The 17,913-nt window shown below is 29.4% G+C and carries 13 protein-coding genes; all 13 read right to left on the minus strand.

The features are described 5' to 3' along the window. Positions 1-20: 20 nt before the first annotated feature. The 13 genes from ACH36K_RS00485 to ACH36K_RS00545 all read right to left on the minus strand — a co-directional run bounded on the left by ACH36K_RS00485 (position 21) and on the right by ACH36K_RS00545 (position 17,896). Positions 21-503 carry a hypothetical protein gene (locus ACH36K_RS00485; protein ID WP_322412585.1) on the minus strand — a complete coding sequence of 161 codons (483 nt, stop codon included), beginning with the start codon at positions 501-503 and terminating at the stop codon, positions 21-23. Between the two features lie 156 nt (positions 504-659). Further along, positions 660-1,580 (minus strand): UDP-N-acetylmuramate dehydrogenase, encoded by a 921-nt coding sequence (gene murB / locus ACH36K_RS00490; protein WP_411169115.1) that lies wholly within the window; start codon positions 1,578-1,580, stop codon positions 660-662. A gap of 115 nt (positions 1,581-1,695) precedes the next feature. Then, positions 1,696-3,567 carry an excinuclease ABC subunit UvrC gene (uvrC, locus tag ACH36K_RS00495; RefSeq protein ID WP_411169116.1) on the minus strand — a complete coding sequence of 624 codons (1,872 nt, stop codon included), beginning with the start codon at positions 3,565-3,567 and terminating at the stop codon, positions 1,696-1,698. 127 nt (positions 3,568-3,694) lie between these two features. Next, a complete protein-coding gene (locus ACH36K_RS00500; protein WP_411169117.1) occupies positions 3,695-4,240 on the minus strand; it encodes a dTDP-4-dehydrorhamnose 3,5-epimerase family protein in 546 nt (181 codons plus the stop codon). Between the two features lie 172 nt (positions 4,241-4,412). Continuing rightward, positions 4,413-5,876, minus strand: coding sequence for a peptidoglycan D,D-transpeptidase FtsI family protein (locus ACH36K_RS00505; RefSeq protein WP_411169118.1), 1,464 nt, complete (start codon positions 5,874-5,876; stop codon positions 4,413-4,415). A 51-nt stretch (positions 5,877-5,927) separates the two neighbouring features. Then, positions 5,928-7,163 (minus strand): FtsW/RodA/SpoVE family cell cycle protein, encoded by a 1,236-nt coding sequence (locus ACH36K_RS00510; protein WP_411169119.1) that lies wholly within the window; start codon positions 7,161-7,163, stop codon positions 5,928-5,930. 10 nt (positions 7,164-7,173) lie between these two features. After that, the gene (locus ACH36K_RS00515; protein ID WP_411169120.1) at positions 7,174-7,626 is read right to left on the minus strand and encodes an FHA domain-containing protein; all 453 of its coding nucleotides are present in this window, start codon (positions 7,624-7,626) and stop codon (positions 7,174-7,176) included. Positions 7,627-7,702: 76 nt separating this feature from the next. Then, on the minus strand, positions 7,703-10,528 hold the full coding sequence (gene uvrA, locus ACH36K_RS00520; protein WP_411169121.1) for an excinuclease ABC subunit UvrA: 2,826 nt from the start codon (positions 10,526-10,528) through the stop codon (positions 7,703-7,705). A gap of 317 nt (positions 10,529-10,845) precedes the next feature. Continuing rightward, on the minus strand, positions 10,846-11,745 hold the full coding sequence (locus ACH36K_RS00525) for a radical SAM protein (RefSeq protein WP_411169122.1): 900 nt from the start codon (positions 11,743-11,745) through the stop codon (positions 10,846-10,848). A gap of 18 nt (positions 11,746-11,763) precedes the next feature. After that, positions 11,764-13,146 (minus strand): WG repeat-containing protein, encoded by a 1,383-nt coding sequence (locus ACH36K_RS00530; protein WP_411169123.1) that lies wholly within the window; start codon positions 13,144-13,146, stop codon positions 11,764-11,766. A gap of 136 nt (positions 13,147-13,282) precedes the next feature. Continuing rightward, the gene (gene uvrB / locus ACH36K_RS00535; RefSeq protein ID WP_411169124.1) at positions 13,283-15,250 is read right to left on the minus strand and encodes an excinuclease ABC subunit UvrB; all 1,968 of its coding nucleotides are present in this window, start codon (positions 15,248-15,250) and stop codon (positions 13,283-13,285) included. Between the two features lie 103 nt (positions 15,251-15,353). Next, complete coding sequence (locus tag ACH36K_RS00540) at positions 15,354-16,622, minus strand: PDZ domain-containing protein (protein WP_411169125.1); 1,269 nt, start codon at positions 16,620-16,622, stop codon at positions 15,354-15,356. Between the two features lie 11 nt (positions 16,623-16,633). Beyond that, the gene (locus tag ACH36K_RS00545) at positions 16,634-17,896 is read right to left on the minus strand and encodes a S41 family peptidase (RefSeq protein ID WP_411169126.1); all 1,263 of its coding nucleotides are present in this window, start codon (positions 17,894-17,896) and stop codon (positions 16,634-16,636) included. Between the last annotated feature and the right edge of the window lie 17 nt (positions 17,897-17,913).

Below are 17,913 nucleotides of genomic sequence, written 5' to 3' on the forward strand. Positions count from 1 at the left end.
ATCTACATATAATTTATATACTAATTATCACTATGAAATCTTACCATATCTATCATTACTAATAGTCCTACAAAAAAATTAGTATAGCTTTCATCTAACACCTCTAAAGAATATCTGTCACGTCCAAAGGTTAACTCTTTATCTATTTTACCTATTTCCACACCATCTTTTCTTATTATATAGTGTCTCCCTAACATACTTTTTGATTCCATAGCCATTACCCCTACTGATCCAGTTATATTGTATTCAGGAACCATAAATTCTTTTTTAATTGTTGCTATTTCTCTCATATTTTCATCATAAGCAATATACTTATGTGCTCCTAACCTTAACTGTTGTCTCATATATAACACTTTCCTATTATTTGTATCATAAATACTTATATTTTTTCCTATGTCAAACTTGTCTGCTTCTGCAATAAAGGCTGTGTTATTATACTCATCTAACACATCAAATTTAGCTCCTATAGCAAATAATCTTTCTTTAACATAAAACCTTCTCATAAATACCTCCACACTAATCACAATACAATATAATTTATTTAAACTTTAAATACAGTATATTATACCTCTTATTACTTGTCAACAATTTGTTAGTTTTTTATAAAAAGTTTTAAAAAAAGACCTAAGAAAATTCTTAAGTCTTTTAAAATAAAATATTTATCTTTTATCTTCACCTATTATTCTAACTTCTGGATGTAATTCTACGTTAAATTGCCTTTTTACCTCATCTTGAATATATGATATTAAATCTAATATATCTTTAGCAGTAGCTCCATTTTTATTTATAACAAAACCTGAATGTTTTTCTGAAACTGCTGCACCACCTATACTATATCCTTTTAATCCTGCATCTTGTATAAGCTTACCTGCAAAATAACCTTCTGGTCTTTTAAATGTACTGCCTGCAGATGGGTATTCTAATGGTTGTTTTGATTCTCTTTTATTAGTTAGGTCATTAACTGCATTTTTTATTTGATCTTCATCACCATTTTGTAATTTAAATCTAGCTGATAAAACAATATAATTTTTCTTCATAACTATAGAAGATCTATATCCTAATTCTAAATCATCTTTTGATAAAGTAATTATATTACCTTTATCATCTATAACTTCTGCACTCTCTATAACATGCGCTATTTCTCCATTATAAGCACCTGCATTCATAAATACAGCTCCACCTACAGTTCCTGGAATACCACATGCAAACTCAAATCCAGTTAGTGAACTTTTTAAAGCTGTATTAGATACATCTTTGAGCATAGCTCCACATTCAGCCTCAACTATATCTCCTACTATCTTTATGTTCTTGACTTCATTTAACTTAATAACAACGCCTTTTAATCCACCGTCTTTTACTAACAAGTTAGATCCATTTCCAACTACGTAGAAAGGTATGTTTTTTTCTCTACAATTTTCTATTGTCTTAATAACCTGATCTTTAGATTCCGGAATTAAAAGAATATCTGCTGGTCCACCTACTCTAAAGTGAACATAATTTTTCATTTCCGCATCAATAATAACATTTTCACTTTTATAAAATTCTTCAAATAATTCTTTAAACACTTTATACTGATTCATACCTAACTCCTTATAAATACGTAGTAATATCCTTACATAGTATAAATTAAAAAACTTCAAGAAACAACCCACCAAAGGCATATTTATATATTATACCAAAGTCGTAACCCTTTTGTTACTTCTTTTCTTTTGTATTAAAGTAGTCTATTATGCTTTGAGCAGCTTTTTTATCTATGCTAGGTGTTTCTAGTAATTCATTTATGGTTGCATTTTTAATATTTTCAACACTACCAAATTTCATTAAAAGATTTCTTCTTCTCTTTTCTCCTATGTTAGGAATATCTTCTAATATAGAATGTAATGTTCTCTTATCTCTCAAAGTTCTATGATATGTAATTGCAAACCTATGAACTTCATCTTGTATCCTTCTTATCATTTGCATTAGGTTAGAACTTCTATTTATTATAACTTCTTTATTGTTATATATAATTCCTCTAGTTTGATGCTTATCATCCTTTACTAATCCACAAACAGGAATATTTATATTTAACTTTTTTAATACTTCTAAGGCTACATTTACCTGTCCCTTACCCCCATCCATCATAATAAGATCTGGGAAACTAGAAAATTTACCACTTGAAAAGTTTAGATTTCTCTCTTGAATTTTTTTTATTTCTTCAAGACCATGGGCAAACCTTCTTTCTAGTATTTCTCTCATACTATCATAATCATTGGCACCTTTTACAGATTTTATTCTAAATCTTCTATAATCGCTGTTTTTTGATCTTCCTTCTTCAAAGACAACCATTGTTCCAACTGAGTCAACACCTTGTATATTAGAGATATCATAGGCTTCTATTCTAAATGGTACTTCATCTAAATCTAGTAAACACTGTAACTCCTGTAGGGATATTCTATTGATCTCCTTCTCTTTAAGGAACTTATCCTTAAATTGCTCTAAAGTTATTTTAGCATTATTTCTTACCATTTCAATCATATCTTTCTTTTGACCTTTTTGGGGTATCTTTATCCAAACCTTTGATCCTCTTTTAATGGTTAAAAACTCTTCCATAAGTTCTAAGTCTTCTATTTCTGGAATATATATTGTTTTAGGAATTTTAGCGGCTCCTGCATAAAAAGATGTTATAAAAGCTTGTAATACTTCTCCTATTTTATCATCTACTGTATTTTCAAACATAAAATGTTCACGCCCAGTCACCTTGCCATCTCTAGCAAAAAATACTTGAATACAGCTATCCTTCTCATCTTGAAATATATTTATAAAATCTTCATCGCCTTCCATAGTTTTAAATATCTTTTGTTTTTCCACTATAGCCTCTATTGCAAGTATCTTATCTCTAAATTTTGCCGCTTTTTCAAACTCAAGATTCATTGAAGCGTCTTCCATATCTTTTTTAAGTGAATTTAGTATTGTTTTATCTTTACCATTAAGTATATCCATAATATCATCAATCATTTCACCATATTTTTCTTTTGTTACATATCCAGCACATGGCGCAACACATTTTTTAATATGGTAATTTAAACATGGTCTAACTTTTTCTCCACTTTCATTTATTATTAACTTACAGGTTCTTATAGGAAATATTTTATTTATCAAAGTTATAGTTTCATAGACTGCTGTTCCATTTGTATATGGTCCAAAATATTTGCTACCATCCTTTGCATATTTTCTAGTTACAAATACTCTAGGGTAGTCATCATTTGCTGTTATTTTTATAAATGGATAAAATTTATCATCCTTTAATGCTATATTATATCTTGGACTATGTTTTTTAATAAGATTACACTCTAAAATCAAAGCTTCCATTTCAGAATCTGTTACTATGTACTCAAACTCAGATATGTTTTTAACCATTACTTTAACTTTTTCTGAATGATTCTTAGAATTTTGAAAATAACTTTTTACTCTGTTTTTTAAAACTTTTGCTTTCCCCACATAAATTATTTCTCCAAGTGAGTTTTTCATTATATAAACACCAGGTTTATCTGGTAAATTTTTTAAATGATATTCAAAATCAAACATCAGAGTTCCTCCCTCCAATTATGATACTTCTCAATATAAATTTTATCATTATATATAGAAGTAAACAAAACTTATTTATATAGAAATTTAAGGATATAACTTTTAAATTAGCTATATCCTTAAATTTCTAAAATGGTGAATCAAATTCCTCAAACTTTGGCCAAAGTTTATCTTCACTTTCGACTTCAACCTCATCTTTAAAATCCCATGGAATATTTAATGAATTCCAATGCACTCCACCCCTTAATTCTCTTATAAATGGTTTTGTAACCTTATAATAAACTAAAGCATCTCTCTTTCCTTTTATATAGTATCCATGTGCGCATCCCTTAGAAATATATATTAGATTTTTATTGTATTCATCTAAATCCACTACTGTATACTTTCCAAAGGTTTTAGAATCTTTTCTTAAATCTATTACTACATCTTGTATTTCTCCTATTATACAAGTTATAAGCTTATCATGATCTTCTGGTGGTAATTGAAAATGCATTCCTCTTACTACCCCTGGCTTTGCTATTGCATAATATTCCTCTTTAAATTCTGTGCTTAACCCATATATATTAAATTGAGTATCATTAAAAACTTTAATTAAATCACAAGTACTTCCCATAAAAACAGTTGGTGTTATTAAGTAGCATCCCTCAACTTCTAATTGCTTAACCCTAAACATAGCTTGTATTCTCCTTTTAGTCTTTAAAGTTTTTTAACTTTATATAAATAAAGCTTAAAATTAAGTCTCTATCTTAATATATGACAAAAAATTTAAAGAGTGAGAAAGCTTAAATTAAAAGATAAAATTTTGTAGAAAAAGAGGTTGATAAGTAAAATCAACCTCTTAAACGCTATTCTCCAAGAACAGCTGCTCTCACAACCTGAGATGCTATATAAGCAGCTGAACCTGCACCATTTTCACCCTTTTCTACTATTACAGCTACTGCAATTTGTGGATTATCTAAAGGTGCTGCTGATATAAACCATCCATGAGGTATTCCTTCAACTCCATCCTCTATATAATCTGCTGTTCCTGTTTTTCCACCAGCATTTGTTCCTTCAAAGGCTGGCCATCTATGAGTATTATTTGATACTAAATAACCCATATATTTTTTTACTGTTTCTGCTATATCCTTTGAAATAACATCAGTTTTTAATGTTTTATTAGGTATTTCCTTTACTGTGTTCCCATCTTTATCTACTATTTTATTCACTAATTTAGGCTCCATAAGAACCCCATCATTTGCTACAGTCGCAGCAACTATAGCCATTTGCATTGGAGTTGATAATACACTTGCTTGCCCTATTCCACTTTGAGCTATATTTCCCACTTCGTAATCCTTTAATGCTGGAAATCTACTTTCTGATATGGAAATTCCTATTCCTGGAACTCTAGAGTTAAATCCAAACCTCTCTGAAACTTCTTTTAACTTAGGATTTCCCATTTCCATTGCAAGTGTTCCAAATACAACATTACTTGAAACTCTATATGCCATTTGTAAATCTAGATTTCCATGAGCTTGCTTCATATAGTTATTAAGTTCTGTTCCATCCGGAAAAGTTATTTTACCTGTATCATTAAATGTTCTATTAACTATACTTGGATCATTTTCTAAAGCTGCTGATAATGTTACTGTTTTAAATACAGATCCTGGAGGATACAATCCATTTATAGTTCTATTTAATAATTTACTATCTACATCAACACCAGTATTAGCTTCTTCTATAGCTTTTTCAAGATTAGTTGGATCATATGTTGGTTTTGAAACCATAGCTAATATTTCTCCTGTTTTAGGATTTAATGCAACTACAGCTCCCTTTAAATCTCCCATAGCTTCATATGCAATCTTCTGCAACTTATAGTCTAAAGTGGTGACTATACCATTTCCTACTTTTTCTTCGTTTCTACTTTCAAAAGCTTTTTTTAAATCAAAATCTTTAAGTAAGCTTCTAATACCATTTGAAAAACTATTATATTTTGATAATTCGCTATCAAATTCCTCTTCTAATCCAGTTAATCCAAATCTTTCATCTATATATCCTAGTGAGTGAACATATAAATCTCCATATAAATATTCTCTACTTTGATTAAACTTATCTAATCTAACACTTTTAGTTAACGGATTTCCATCTTTATCATATATAGTTCCTCTTAACACTTCATTTCTTTTTGCCCAAAGTCTTTTATTTCCTGTATCATTTGCTATATCAGGACCCTTAAAAACTTGAAAGTAGGCTATATATGATATCAACGCTATAAAGCAAAAAAGGAATATAACCATAACGTTTCGTACACTTTTTGCTAAATCATTCATAAAATCCTCCTTAATCTGTAAAACCTATTAATACAATTATAGCTATAAAAATTAATACTCTTCTGATATTTTTTGTAATATTCCCAACGCAAAAAACATTGTTATCATTGAGCTTCCACCATAACTTATAAGAGGTAGTGTTATACCTGTAAGCGGTATAACAGTAAATATTCCACCTATAATAACTAATGTTTGACAAGCTATCATTGTACTAAATCCAACAGCTGCAAGTTGACTGAACTTATCATTAGTTACAAATGCTATTCTTATTCCTCTATAAAATAATAAGAAATATATTATCATTAATCCGACTGCAAATATTATTCCAAGCTCTTCGCAAATAACTGCAAAAATGAAATCACTTTCTTTTGCAAATATTAAGTCAGGATACCCATTTCCTAATCCTACTCCAAATAAACCACCTGAAGCTATAGCATAAAGCCCTTGGACTATTTGATAACTTTCATCGTGTGCATATTTCCAAGGATCAAGCCATATTTTAACTCTTCTTTGTACGTGTCCAAAGACACCATAAGCCCCTACTGCTCCTATAGCTGAAAGTCCTAAGCAAGTAAAAACATATTTTTTCTTTGAAGTTGCAATATATAGCATAGTTACAGATATACCAAAGAATATTAAGGTTGATCCTAAGTCAGTTTGTAGCACCATACAAACCAAAGAAAACATAACTATTAATGCTGGTTCTATTAATTGTTTAAAATCTTCCTTAATTACGTTTTTACTTTCATAGTTCATAAGCGAAGCTGATAAGTATAAAACTAATGCTATTTTTCCAAACTCAGATGGTTGGAAACCAAAGGGTCCTATAAAAACCCAGTTCATAGCCCCATATGTTTCTACCTTAAATATAAGACCATACACCAATGCCATTGGCATAAGTATTAATGTAATAATCATATATATCTTTTTGTACTTAGCAAAACTCTTTAAATCCGGTAATGCTACAACTATAACTATATATGCTATTATTCCAAGTACAGCCCACACTAATTGTTTTATTGCAAAACTAGGATCTATCCTATAGAGCACTGCTATTCCAACTACAGCTAATATACTTGAAAATATAAGCATAAATTTATCGCCATCAGGATAAAATCTCCTTATTAAATAATGAGAAAATCCTATTATTAAGCATAAAATAATTCCTATAATTAATGCTTTTGTATCAAAAGGTTTCTTCAATAGAGCTAGATTAGTAAATAGAAGTAAGCATAGAAGATAAATCAATTTAAGAACTCTTTTTTCTAACTTTAATGCACTATTCATAATCTCACCTCTAATTTTTATCTGCTCTTATAACCTTAAATATAGCACTACCTATTCTTATTTTATCATTTGCCATTATCTTAGCATATCCTTCTACTTTTTCATCATTTATAAACACCCCATTAGTGCTATCTAAATCCTCTATAATTATCTCATTATTCTTAACTACAATCTTAGCATGGTTTCCTGAAGCATATTGATCTGTTAATTTTATTGTATTTCCTTCTTTTCTACCTATTGTTATAATTCCTCTTAACAATAAAATAGATCCTTCTTCTAAGCTTGAATTTTCACCCACACTCAGCACTTCTATACCATAATTCTTTTTAGCAGAAGGTTGCTTTCTTCTTCCTCCACCTTTTACATCCTTGTACATTATTTTTAGTGCATAATAAATAATAAAATATAGTATTATCATAAATGCCACACCAAAAACTAATGTCATTAGCTTTGAAAAACCCATCTTTTCACCTCAAAATTAGTATTCTATTACCATTATATATTAAAACTTCTAGTTAAAAATAACAAGTATACTTGACTTATCTTAACATCTTTTTAAGATATTTACCTGTATATGAGTTATTTACCTTACTTATTTCTTCTGGAGTCCCAACTGACACTATTGTACCGCCTTTATCTCCGCCTTCTGGCCCTAAGTCTATTATATGATCCGCACATTTAACCATATCTAAATTATGTTCTATAACCACTACTGTATTTCCTGACTCCACTAGTCTTTGAAGTATTTCAACAAGTCTATTTACATCATCAATATGAAGTCCAGTTGTCGGCTCGTCTAATATATAAAGTGTTTTTCCTGTACTTCTCTTTGAAAGTTCAAATGCTAGTTTTATTCTTTGTGCTTCCCCACCTGATAATTGAGTAGAAGGTTGGCCAAGCCTTATATAACCAAGTCCAACATCATTTAAAGTTTCTAATTTATTTTTTATTCTAGGAATGTTTTCAAAGAACTTTAAGGCTTCTTCTACTGTCATACTTAGTATATCATCAATAGATTTCCCTTTATATTTTACCTCTAAAGTTTCTCTATTATATCTTTTTCCTTTACATACTTCACAAGGAACATATACATCAGATAAGAATTGCATTTCTATTTTTATTATTCCATCTCCTGAACAAGCTTCACATCTACCACCTTTTACATTAAAGCTAAATCTTCCTGGTTTATATCCTCTCATCTTAGATTCTGGAGTTGTAGAAAACAGTTCTCTTATTATATCAAACACGCCAGTATAAGTTGCTGGATTTGATCTTGGAGTTCTTCCAATAGGACTTTGATCTATATCTATTATTTTATCTATATTTTCATAACCTGTTATTTCTTTATGTGCCCCGACTGGATTTTTACTTCTATTTACTAATCTATTAAGACCTTTATATAATATTTCATTAACTAAAGTACTTTTCCCTGAGCCTGACACTCCTGTTACCATAGTTAAAGTTCCTAATGGAACCTTTATATTAACATTCTTTAGATTGTTTTCTTTAGCTCCCTTAACAGATATAAAGTTACCATTTCCCTTTCTTCTTTCTGTAGGAATATCAATTTTCTTTTCTCCTGTTAAGTATTGCCCTGTTATAGAACCTTTACACTCTTTAATATCATCTAAAGTTCCTGCTGCTACTATTTCTCCACCATGTTCTCCTGCTCTTGGCCCTATATCAACTACAAAATCTGCTTCCTTAATAGTATCTTCATCATGCTCAACTACTATTACTGTATTTCCTACATCTCTTAAATTTTTAAGTGTATTTATTAATCTATCATTATCTCTTTGATGCAGTCCTATGCTTGGTTCATCTAGGATATATAAAACTCCCATAAGAGCTGATCCTATTTGAGTTGCAAGCCTTATTCTTTGTGATTCTCCACCAGATAAAGTTCCAGAGTTTCTTGCTAAACTTAAATAATCTAAACCTACATCTATTAAAAATTTAAGCCTACTTTTTATTTCTTTTACTATTTGGTCACTTATTATTTTATCCTTTTCTGAGAAAATTAATGAATCTATATATTCAAGCTCCTCTTTTATTGAAAGTTTTGTAAATTCGTGTATATTCTTTTCTCCAACTCTAACAGCTAAAGCTTCTTTCTTTAATCTTGCTCCCTTACATTTAGGGCAATGATTGTTACTCATATATTGCTCTATTTCACTTTTTATAACATCAGAATTAGTTTCTCTATATCTTCTTTTTAAAGAGTTTATTTCACCATCATATGCATATGAATATTGTGATTTAACTCCTTCTCTAGTGTAAATCACCTTCATCTTCTTACCATCAGTTCCATAAAGAATTAAATCTAATTCCCTTTTGCTTAGCTCCTTAACAGGCCTACCTAAATCTATATCATACTCTTCACTTAAAGCCTTTAATATAGCATATGTCCATGAGTCTTCTTTTAGCCTACCTTCTCCCCAAGTAGCAATGGCACCTTCTAGTATGCTTAAGTCTTTATTTGGTATAATTAAATCTTCATCTAATTCGATTAAGGTACCTAATCCATCACAGCAATCGCACTTCCCAAATGGAGAGTTGAATGAAAATAATCTTGGTGCTAATTCATCTATACTCATACCACATTCTGAACATGCAAACTTTTCACTAAATAATATGTCTTCTCCATCAATAATGTTTATAACTACTAATCCCTCTGCTAATTTAAGTGCTGTTTCAATAGAATCTGATAATCTTCCTTCTATGCCTTCTTTTATAACTATTCTATCTACAACTGCTTCAATATTATGCTTTATATTTTTATCTAAACTAACTTCTTCCTCTGCTAGTTCATAAATTGATCCATCAACTCTAGCTCTTATAAATCCACTTCTTTTTATATTGTCTAATATTTTTTCATGAGTTCCCTTTTTACCCCTTATTACAGGAGCTAAAACTTGAAGTTTAGTTTTATCCCCAAGAGCCATAACACTATCCACAATTTGATCAACAGATTGTTGCTCAATTGGAATTTTGCACTTTGGACAATATGGTTTTCCTACTCTTGCATATAATAACCTTAAATAATCATATATTTCTGTTACAGTTCCAACAGTTGAACGTGGATTTTTACTTGTTGTTTTTTGATCTATAGATATTGCTGGAGATAAGCCTTCTATATACTCTACATCTGGCTTATCCATTTGTCCTAAAAATTGCCTTGCATAGGATGAAAGTGATTCAACGTATCTTCTTTGACCTTCTGCATATAAAGTATCGAATGCTAATGATGATTTTCCTGATCCTGATAACCCTGTAAAAACTACTAACTTCTCTCTAGGAATTTCTAGAGATACATTTTTTAAATTATGTACCTTTGCACCTCTTATAATAATTTTATCTTTCATATTAAAATGCCCCTTCTTATTTTATAACATTAGTTTTTCAGTTTTCTTGAAATTTAATCCCGAACAAACGTTCTTTATTATATTCTAAGTTTTATTATAATTATTGTCAATTACATAATAAATTATTTAATAGAAGTAATTACTGAATAATAAACTTAATTTTCTTTTTTTATATTTTTACTAACAATTAAATTTAGTAAAATCTATTTAAGTACTGGAATAACTTATATTTTAATATAGTATTAAAATATGTATGAAAAATTAGAGGATGAATAAAAATTCATCCTTTATAAATCTATATTCCTATAGTATATTCACTATACTCCCTCAAAATTAAAAAGTGGAATAAAACTTTCTTTTGCTGTTCCTTCTTCCTGAATAAATCCCTTCTCTACTCCGATATCTAATGAATAATCAATAAGCGCTTCATAATGTTTTTGATTTAATGGCTTGTTTATTTCAGGATATTCTTTAACATGCTCTAACGGAGTATATTGATTCATAAGGCTTATATATACCTTGTTTCCATAGGTTTTATGAATATAATCTACTATTTTTTTAGAATCAAATAATAATCCTGGTAACATTAAGTGTCTTATTATTACACCCTTTTTTATTATTCCATTTTCATCAAACTTCACGTCGCCTACTTGATTAATCATCTCATCAATAGCTTCTTTTGCATATGAAAAGTAATCTTTAGCCTTAGAATATTTAACTGAATATTTACTATCAAAATATTTCATATCTGGAAGATATACATCTATATAACCCTTTAGTAGCTTTATAGTCTCTACTTTTTCATACCCACTGCTATTATATATTATTGGTATATTTAAGCCTTTATTTCTTGCTACTCTTATAGCTTCAATTATTTGAGGAACATAATGTGTTGGAGTAACTAAATTTATATTAAGAGCTCCTTTTTCCTGCAATTCTATAAATATTTCTCCTAACCTATCAATAGATATCTCTTTTCCAAAGCTACACTGACTAATATTATGATTTTGGCAAAATACACATTTTAAAGTACAGTAAGAGAAAAATATAGTTCCAGAACCTATATTCCCTGATATGCAGGGTTCTTCCCAATAATGTAAAGCAGCCCTTGCAACCCTAATTTTATCTCCTGCTCCACAAAATCCTCTTTTTTCACTTAACCTATTAACGCCACAATTCCTTGGACATAAGCTACAGTTTTCTAATAAACTTATCATTTTTTCACCTCAAGTAAGTTAAAACTTTTGCCCGTATTTATTTAGAAAATATATATCATCCCCTTTACTTATACTTAATACTCCTTCCCCAGCCTTATCAATATAATCTGCTTTTATTTTACTATTTGTTAATTTTAAATCTCTGTAATATATGTCTACATCGTCTCTAAAAAATCCTTCTTTAGTACAAATAAAAAATTGATCTATTACTTCAATATCAGAATATTTAAATGGTATTACTTCTTCTCCATCTAAATTTATAACTCCAACTTTAGTTTTTCTGTCATAATTTTCTATTATAAAAAAGTCCTTTATATCTTTAGAGTCATATACCCTTATATTAACATTATCAATCTTAAACTTTTCATTTCCCTTTGAATCCATAAAGCTTAACCCGTTATAATGATTATAAAATACAGATACACCTGATTTTGTAGTTCCCGTAAAAATATAATCCATAGGTAATCTATATATCTCATTAAAGTTCTTATCTAATACGACATTTTCAGAAGTATCTACGTCTTCTCCTACTATTATTCCATCTATAAATCCATCATACGAATTTTCGAAACTTATTGGGTTATTTACTTCATTTCCTTTTGTATCTATAAGTTTTGACCTTGCGCCATCCTTCACAATAGCATATCCATTTCTAAAATCCTTTGCATATTCGTAAATTAACGGAATAACTTCCTCTCCCTTTTCATTTATATACCCATATTTCTCATCATACTTAACCAAAGCTAGTCCATCTACAAAACTTCCTAAAACATTATATTTTATTTGTCCTACTTCTTTTCCGCTCTTATCTAAGTAGCCCATTCCTATTTTTTCATCATTATTTCCAACCTCAACATAGTTATTTATTGTTCTAAATATTCTATATTTATCTGTTCTAAATAATTCATTTCCCTCTTTATCAATTACTCCTGATTTACCATCCTCAAAGTCCACTACTGCAAGTCCATTATTAAAAGGCGCTGCATAATAATATTTATTCTTTACTACTAAATTTCCCTTTAAATCTACGTATCCATATCTTCCATTTTCATATATAACAGCTAGCCCTTCTGATGAATCATATGCACCACTATATTTAGGTTCTATAACAATATCTCCATATGAATTTTTAAATCCATATAAACCATCTTTATCAAAAGCATATATATTAGATTTAAACTCTTCACTATCCAAATTCTTATTTATATTGTTATCTTCCTCTATATTGATATCATCTTCTATACTTATGTTCTTCTCTATTTTAGCTTCATAATTATAGTCATTAAATTTACTATATGATTCTAGTCCTAATTTTACTAGTACGGATATTAACGATGCTAGCAAAATAACTATACTTATAATTATAAAAACAATATATTTTTTCTTTAATCCCTTTGACATGAATTCCTCCTAAAACCCTTTTTATATTATTATTATTCCATATATTTATAAAATGAACAATTAAAATACCTTAATTAATAAAGTATGGTATATGAATTAGTACATCATACACCATACTTTTATAACTAAATTTAATTTACTTCTTTAATTTATTTATTATATCGCGTAGTTCTGCTGCTCTTTCAAATTGTAAATTTTTAGCTGCATCCATCATTTCTTCTGTGTATTTCTTAATTAACTTTTTCTTATCTTTTTCAGAAACCGCTTTTACTTCTTCTACTTCATAACTCGCAGAATCTTCTGCTACCTTTGTTGCTTCTATTACATCTCTTACTCCCTTAATAATTGTTTGTGGAATAATTCCGTTTTCTTCATTATACTTAATTTGAATTTCTCTTCTTCTTTCTGTTTCTTTTATTGCTTTATCCATAGACTTAGTTATATTATCAGCATACATTATTACTTTACTTTCAGAGTTTCTAGCTGCTCTACCTATTGTTTGTACTAGTGATGTTTCTGAACGTAAGAAACCCTCCTTGTCAGCATCTAATATTGCAACTAATGCAACTTCTGGAATATCTAGTCCCTCTCTCAAAAGATTAATTCCAACTAATACATCAAATTCTCCAAGTCTTAAATCTCTTATTATTTTCATTCTTTCTATAGTTTCTATATCAGAATGCATATAAGTAGTTTTTATCCCTAAGTCTTTTAAGTACTTAGTTAAGTCTTCTGCCATTCTCTTTGTAAGTGTTGTAATAAGTGTTCTAAATCCTTTTTCAGTAGTTTTCTTTATTTCTGCATATAAATCATCTATTTGACCTTCTACCGGTCTTATTTCTATAACTGGATCTAATAAACCTGTTGGCCTTATTACTTGCTCAGCTATATTAGTTGAATGATCTATTTCATATTGTGCTGGTGTTGCACTTACAAAAACTACTTGATTTATCTTATTTTCAAACTCAGCAAATTTTAATGGCCTATTATCATATGCACAAGGTAATCTAAATCCAAATTCTACTAAGGTATCTTTTCTAGATCTATCTCCTGCATACATGGCCCTACATTGTGGTAAAGTAACATGGCTTTCATCTATGAACATTAAAAAGTCATCTGGAAAATAATCTAGTAGCGTTTGTGGTGGGGTTCCTGGCCCTCTTCTATCTAATATTCTTGAGTAATTTTCTATTCCACTACAATAGCCCATTTCTCTAATCATTTCTATATCATAATTAGTTCTTTGTCTTAACCTTTGTGCTTCTAATAGCTTTTCTTGACTATTAAGCTCTCTTAATCTGTCTTCTAATTCATCTTCAATGGTTTTTATAGCTCTTTCTAAAACTTCAGGTGAAGTAGCAAAGTGAGATGCTGGAGATATTGATACATGATTTCTTTCTCCTAATATATTTCCTGTTAAAACATCAAATTCTCTGATTCTCTCTATTTCATCACCAAAAAATTCTACTCTAATTCCTTTATTAGATGAAGATGCTGGGATTATGTCTAAAGAATCACCTCTAACTCTAAAGCTTCCTCTTGAAAAATCTATATCATTTCTTTCATATTGTATTTCTATAAGCTTTCTTATTATTTCATCTCTTTCTTTTTCCATTCCTGTTCTTAGAGAAATTGTTAGCTTCTTATATTCATCAGGATTACCAAGTCCATAAATACAGGAAACTGACGCAACTATTATTACATCTCGTCTTTCTAATAAAGCTGATGTAGCTGAGTGTCTAAGCTTATCTATTTCATCATTTATTGATGCATCTTTTTCTATAAATGTATCTGTTTGTGGCACATATGCTTCTGGTTGATAATAATCATAGTATGAAACAAAGTATTCAACAATATTATTTGGGAAAAACTCCTTAAACTCAGAACATAATTGAGCTGCAAGAGTTTTATTATGAGCTAAAATAATTGTTGGTTTTTGAACTCTTTCTATTATATTTGCCATGGTATATGTTTTACCTGAGCCAGTTACTCCTAATAAAGTTTGCCCTCTATCCCCTTTATTTATAGAATTTACTAAACTATCTATAGCTTGTGGTTGATCTCCAGTAGGTTTAAATTTTGATTGAATCTTAAATTCAGGCATTTACTCACCCCCATAAAATTATTTGTTAATATTTATATTCTATCTTTTATAACTTTCTTATTCAATGAATAATAATCTTTTTATTATAAAACAAAAAGAAAGCTTAATGCTTCCTTTTCATTTCTTCTAATACCTTTTTAAAATCATCATTATCTATATTTAATGTATCATCTATATTTACCATTTTAGGTACAAGTAATATTCCTAGTCTTTTATTTTTTGGAATGATTTTTAAATCTACTATTTCTCCCGAAATCTTTTTTATCTTAATTGAAATTTCATGAAGGCTATCCTTAACTATCTTAAAAATATCTACTTCTGACATAGCTTTTTCATTATTAATTTCTATTATTTTATCTCCTCTTCTTATACCTGCTTCATAAGCTGGAGAAGTAGGAGCCACTTCTAATATAGATACTCCACTATCATCAGTAACATATATATATTCACCAGAATCTTCTAACTTCTTCTGAATTCTTATCATAATTTCATGCGCTAATGGTGCAAATACTATAACTACAATTTGTCCAATTATTCCAAATTGAGCTAACTGAGATATAATTGTTAAAGATATACCATAAATTAATATTCCAATCCCTGAATAAACTGGTTTCTTATTTTTATCCTTTGTAAATGATACAGAATTATAACTTATAACACCATATAATGGGATTGCTGATATAATAGCTGTACTTAATATTAATAATGTTTCTGTTCGATTTATTAGTGGCCACCAAGTTGGTGTTTCAATTGCTGTTGTAGCAAAACTAGATAAATCTCCAGAAAAAGCTATGAATATAGCAACTGGCAATGCCCAATACCTATTATAGGCAAAGCCACCTACTATTTTATTATCTTTATTTGAAAAAACAGGTATTGCTCCTCTTCCTCCATCAAAGATTACTAAAAATCCTTCTACTACGTGCATAAGTCCAACAAAAGTCATAAGTGCTAATATATTTATATTTATATATGATTTAGTATTTGTTATATTGGCCAATACACTTGATAATATACTTATTGCTCCTAAAACAGCTCCTGAATATGAAAAACATATGAATCTCTTTTTAACAAAAAGTAATAGAACTGATATCATAAACATTATTTCTATTCCAGAATTTTCATTGAATACAATTCCTAAGCCACTTAGAATTAAGCTTATTGCTGCACCGCCTATTATTCCTAATGAAATTTGAGAAAGTGTAAGCTCTAGAGGAGAATTTATACTCTCCCCTATAGTCATTTTTTGCATTATTGTTATTCTTTTGTTTTTTAAATAAAACATTATTCCTAAAACTACTAGCATAAATATGTGCATTGGCTCAATTATTGCATATGCTACAGTTCTTAATGTATATAGTATCAACTCCATCTCTGAGCCTCCTATTTTAACTTATCTTTTATAACCTCTAGCCCTTTATTAAATTGTGGATCTATACTCCTATTATACTCTTTTGATAACATTTCTTCTGGAATAGTTACCTCTATATCTGGCTTTATTCCTATTTTGTGTATATTTTCTCCATTTGGTGTATAATATTTTGAAGTTGTTACTTTTAATCCACCACTTCCATCCTTGAATTCTATAAGTTGTTGTACAACACCTTTACCGAAGCTTGTTGTACCTACTATTGTTCCAGCTTTATAATCTCTTAAGGCTCCTGTAACTACTTCTGATGCTGATGCACTTCCTCCATCTATTAATATTACTAATGGCATGCCCTCAGCTTCTCCTCCTACAGATTTTGACTCTTGTTTGTTTTCATATTTGTCTACGGTATATGTTACTACCTTTCCTTTTGGTATAAATTGTGAAGCAACATTAACTGCTTCTCCTAAGAAACCTCCTGGATTTCCTCTTAAGTCTAAAATCATGCCTTTCATGCCTTGATTTTTTAATTCAATTATTTTTTCCTTAAAATTCTTTGCAACATCTTCATCAAAAGATGCTATTTGTATATAGCCTACGTTTCCATCTATAATTTCGCCTCTTACTGAAACTACTTTAATAACATCTCTAACTATTGTTATATCAAGGTCTTGTGAGTTTGCTCTTGCAACTGTTAATGTTACAGGCTTTCCTTGCTCACCCTTTATCATAGATATTGTTTTTTCAACATTAGGCTCAACTATATCTGTGCCATCTACTTTTAATATGACATCTCCACTTTTTAATCCCGCTTTTTCAGCTGGAGAGCCTTCTATTGGTGCTACGATAGTAACCTTATCATCTTTAATACCTAGTTGTGCTCCTATTCCAACAAAATGGCCTTCACTTTGCTCTACAAATGATTTATATTCATTTGCATTCATAAAAACAGTATATGGATCCTTTAACGACTGAGTCATTCCCTTTATAGCAGCCTCCAACAAAGCATCATCATCTATTTGCCCATCATACTTTGCTAATAATGCTTCCCTTACTTGAAATAATAAGTTATATTTCTTAACGTCTTTTATATCTCCTAAATCCTTAGCAACATCTTCACTTACATTTTTTAATGTTAATCCACTAAATGCAAATACATTTCCTATATAGAAAAACATTATATTTGAAAATATAAAAGCTATAACTATCGCCACTATAATTATTGATTTTTTAGAGCTATTATTTACTTTTTTATTTTTGCTGTTATTCTCCTCCATATTCCTAATACTTCCTT

The organism is Clostridium sp. MB05 (genome assembly GCF_046581255.1).
Classification (GTDB): domain Bacteria; phylum Bacillota; class Clostridia; order Clostridiales; family Clostridiaceae; genus Clostridium.

What these genes read in the sequence shown, in the direction of transcription:
- ACH36K_RS00485 (WP_322412585.1), bottom strand. Translation starts at nt 503, where the DNA reads ATGAGAAGGTTTTATGTTAAAGAAAGATTATTTGCTATAGGAGCTAAA.
- murB (WP_411169115.1), bottom strand. Translation starts at nt 1,580, where the DNA reads ATGAATCAGTATAAAGTGTTTAAAGAATTATTTGAAGAATTTTATAAA.
- uvrC (WP_411169116.1), bottom strand. Translation starts at nt 3,567, where the DNA reads ATGTTTGATTTTGAATATCATTTAAAAAATTTACCAGATAAACCTGGT.
- ACH36K_RS00500 (WP_411169117.1), bottom strand. Translation starts at nt 4,240, where the DNA reads ATGTTTAGGGTTAAGCAATTAGAAGTTGAGGGATGCTACTTAATAACA.
- ACH36K_RS00505 (WP_411169118.1), bottom strand. Translation starts at nt 5,876, where the DNA reads ATGAATGATTTAGCAAAAAGTGTACGAAACGTTATGGTTATATTCCTT.
- ACH36K_RS00510 (WP_411169119.1), bottom strand. Translation starts at nt 7,163, where the DNA reads ATGAATAGTGCATTAAAGTTAGAAAAAAGAGTTCTTAAATTGATTTAT.
- ACH36K_RS00515 (WP_411169120.1), bottom strand. Translation starts at nt 7,626, where the DNA reads ATGGGTTTTTCAAAGCTAATGACATTAGTTTTTGGTGTGGCATTTATG.
- uvrA (WP_411169121.1), bottom strand. Translation starts at nt 10,528, where the DNA reads ATGAAAGATAAAATTATTATAAGAGGTGCAAAGGTACATAATTTAAAA.
- ACH36K_RS00525 (WP_411169122.1), bottom strand. Translation starts at nt 11,745, where the DNA reads ATGATAAGTTTATTAGAAAACTGTAGCTTATGTCCAAGGAATTGTGGC.
- ACH36K_RS00530 (WP_411169123.1), bottom strand. Translation starts at nt 13,146, where the DNA reads ATGTCAAAGGGATTAAAGAAAAAATATATTGTTTTTATAATTATAAGT.
- uvrB (WP_411169124.1), bottom strand. Translation starts at nt 15,250, where the DNA reads ATGCCTGAATTTAAGATTCAATCAAAATTTAAACCTACTGGAGATCAA.
- ACH36K_RS00540 (WP_411169125.1), bottom strand. Translation starts at nt 16,622, where the DNA reads ATGGAGTTGATACTATATACATTAAGAACTGTAGCATATGCAATAATT.
- ACH36K_RS00545 (WP_411169126.1), bottom strand. Translation starts at nt 17,896, where the DNA reads ATGGAGGAGAATAACAGCAAAAATAAAAAAGTAAATAATAGCTCTAAA.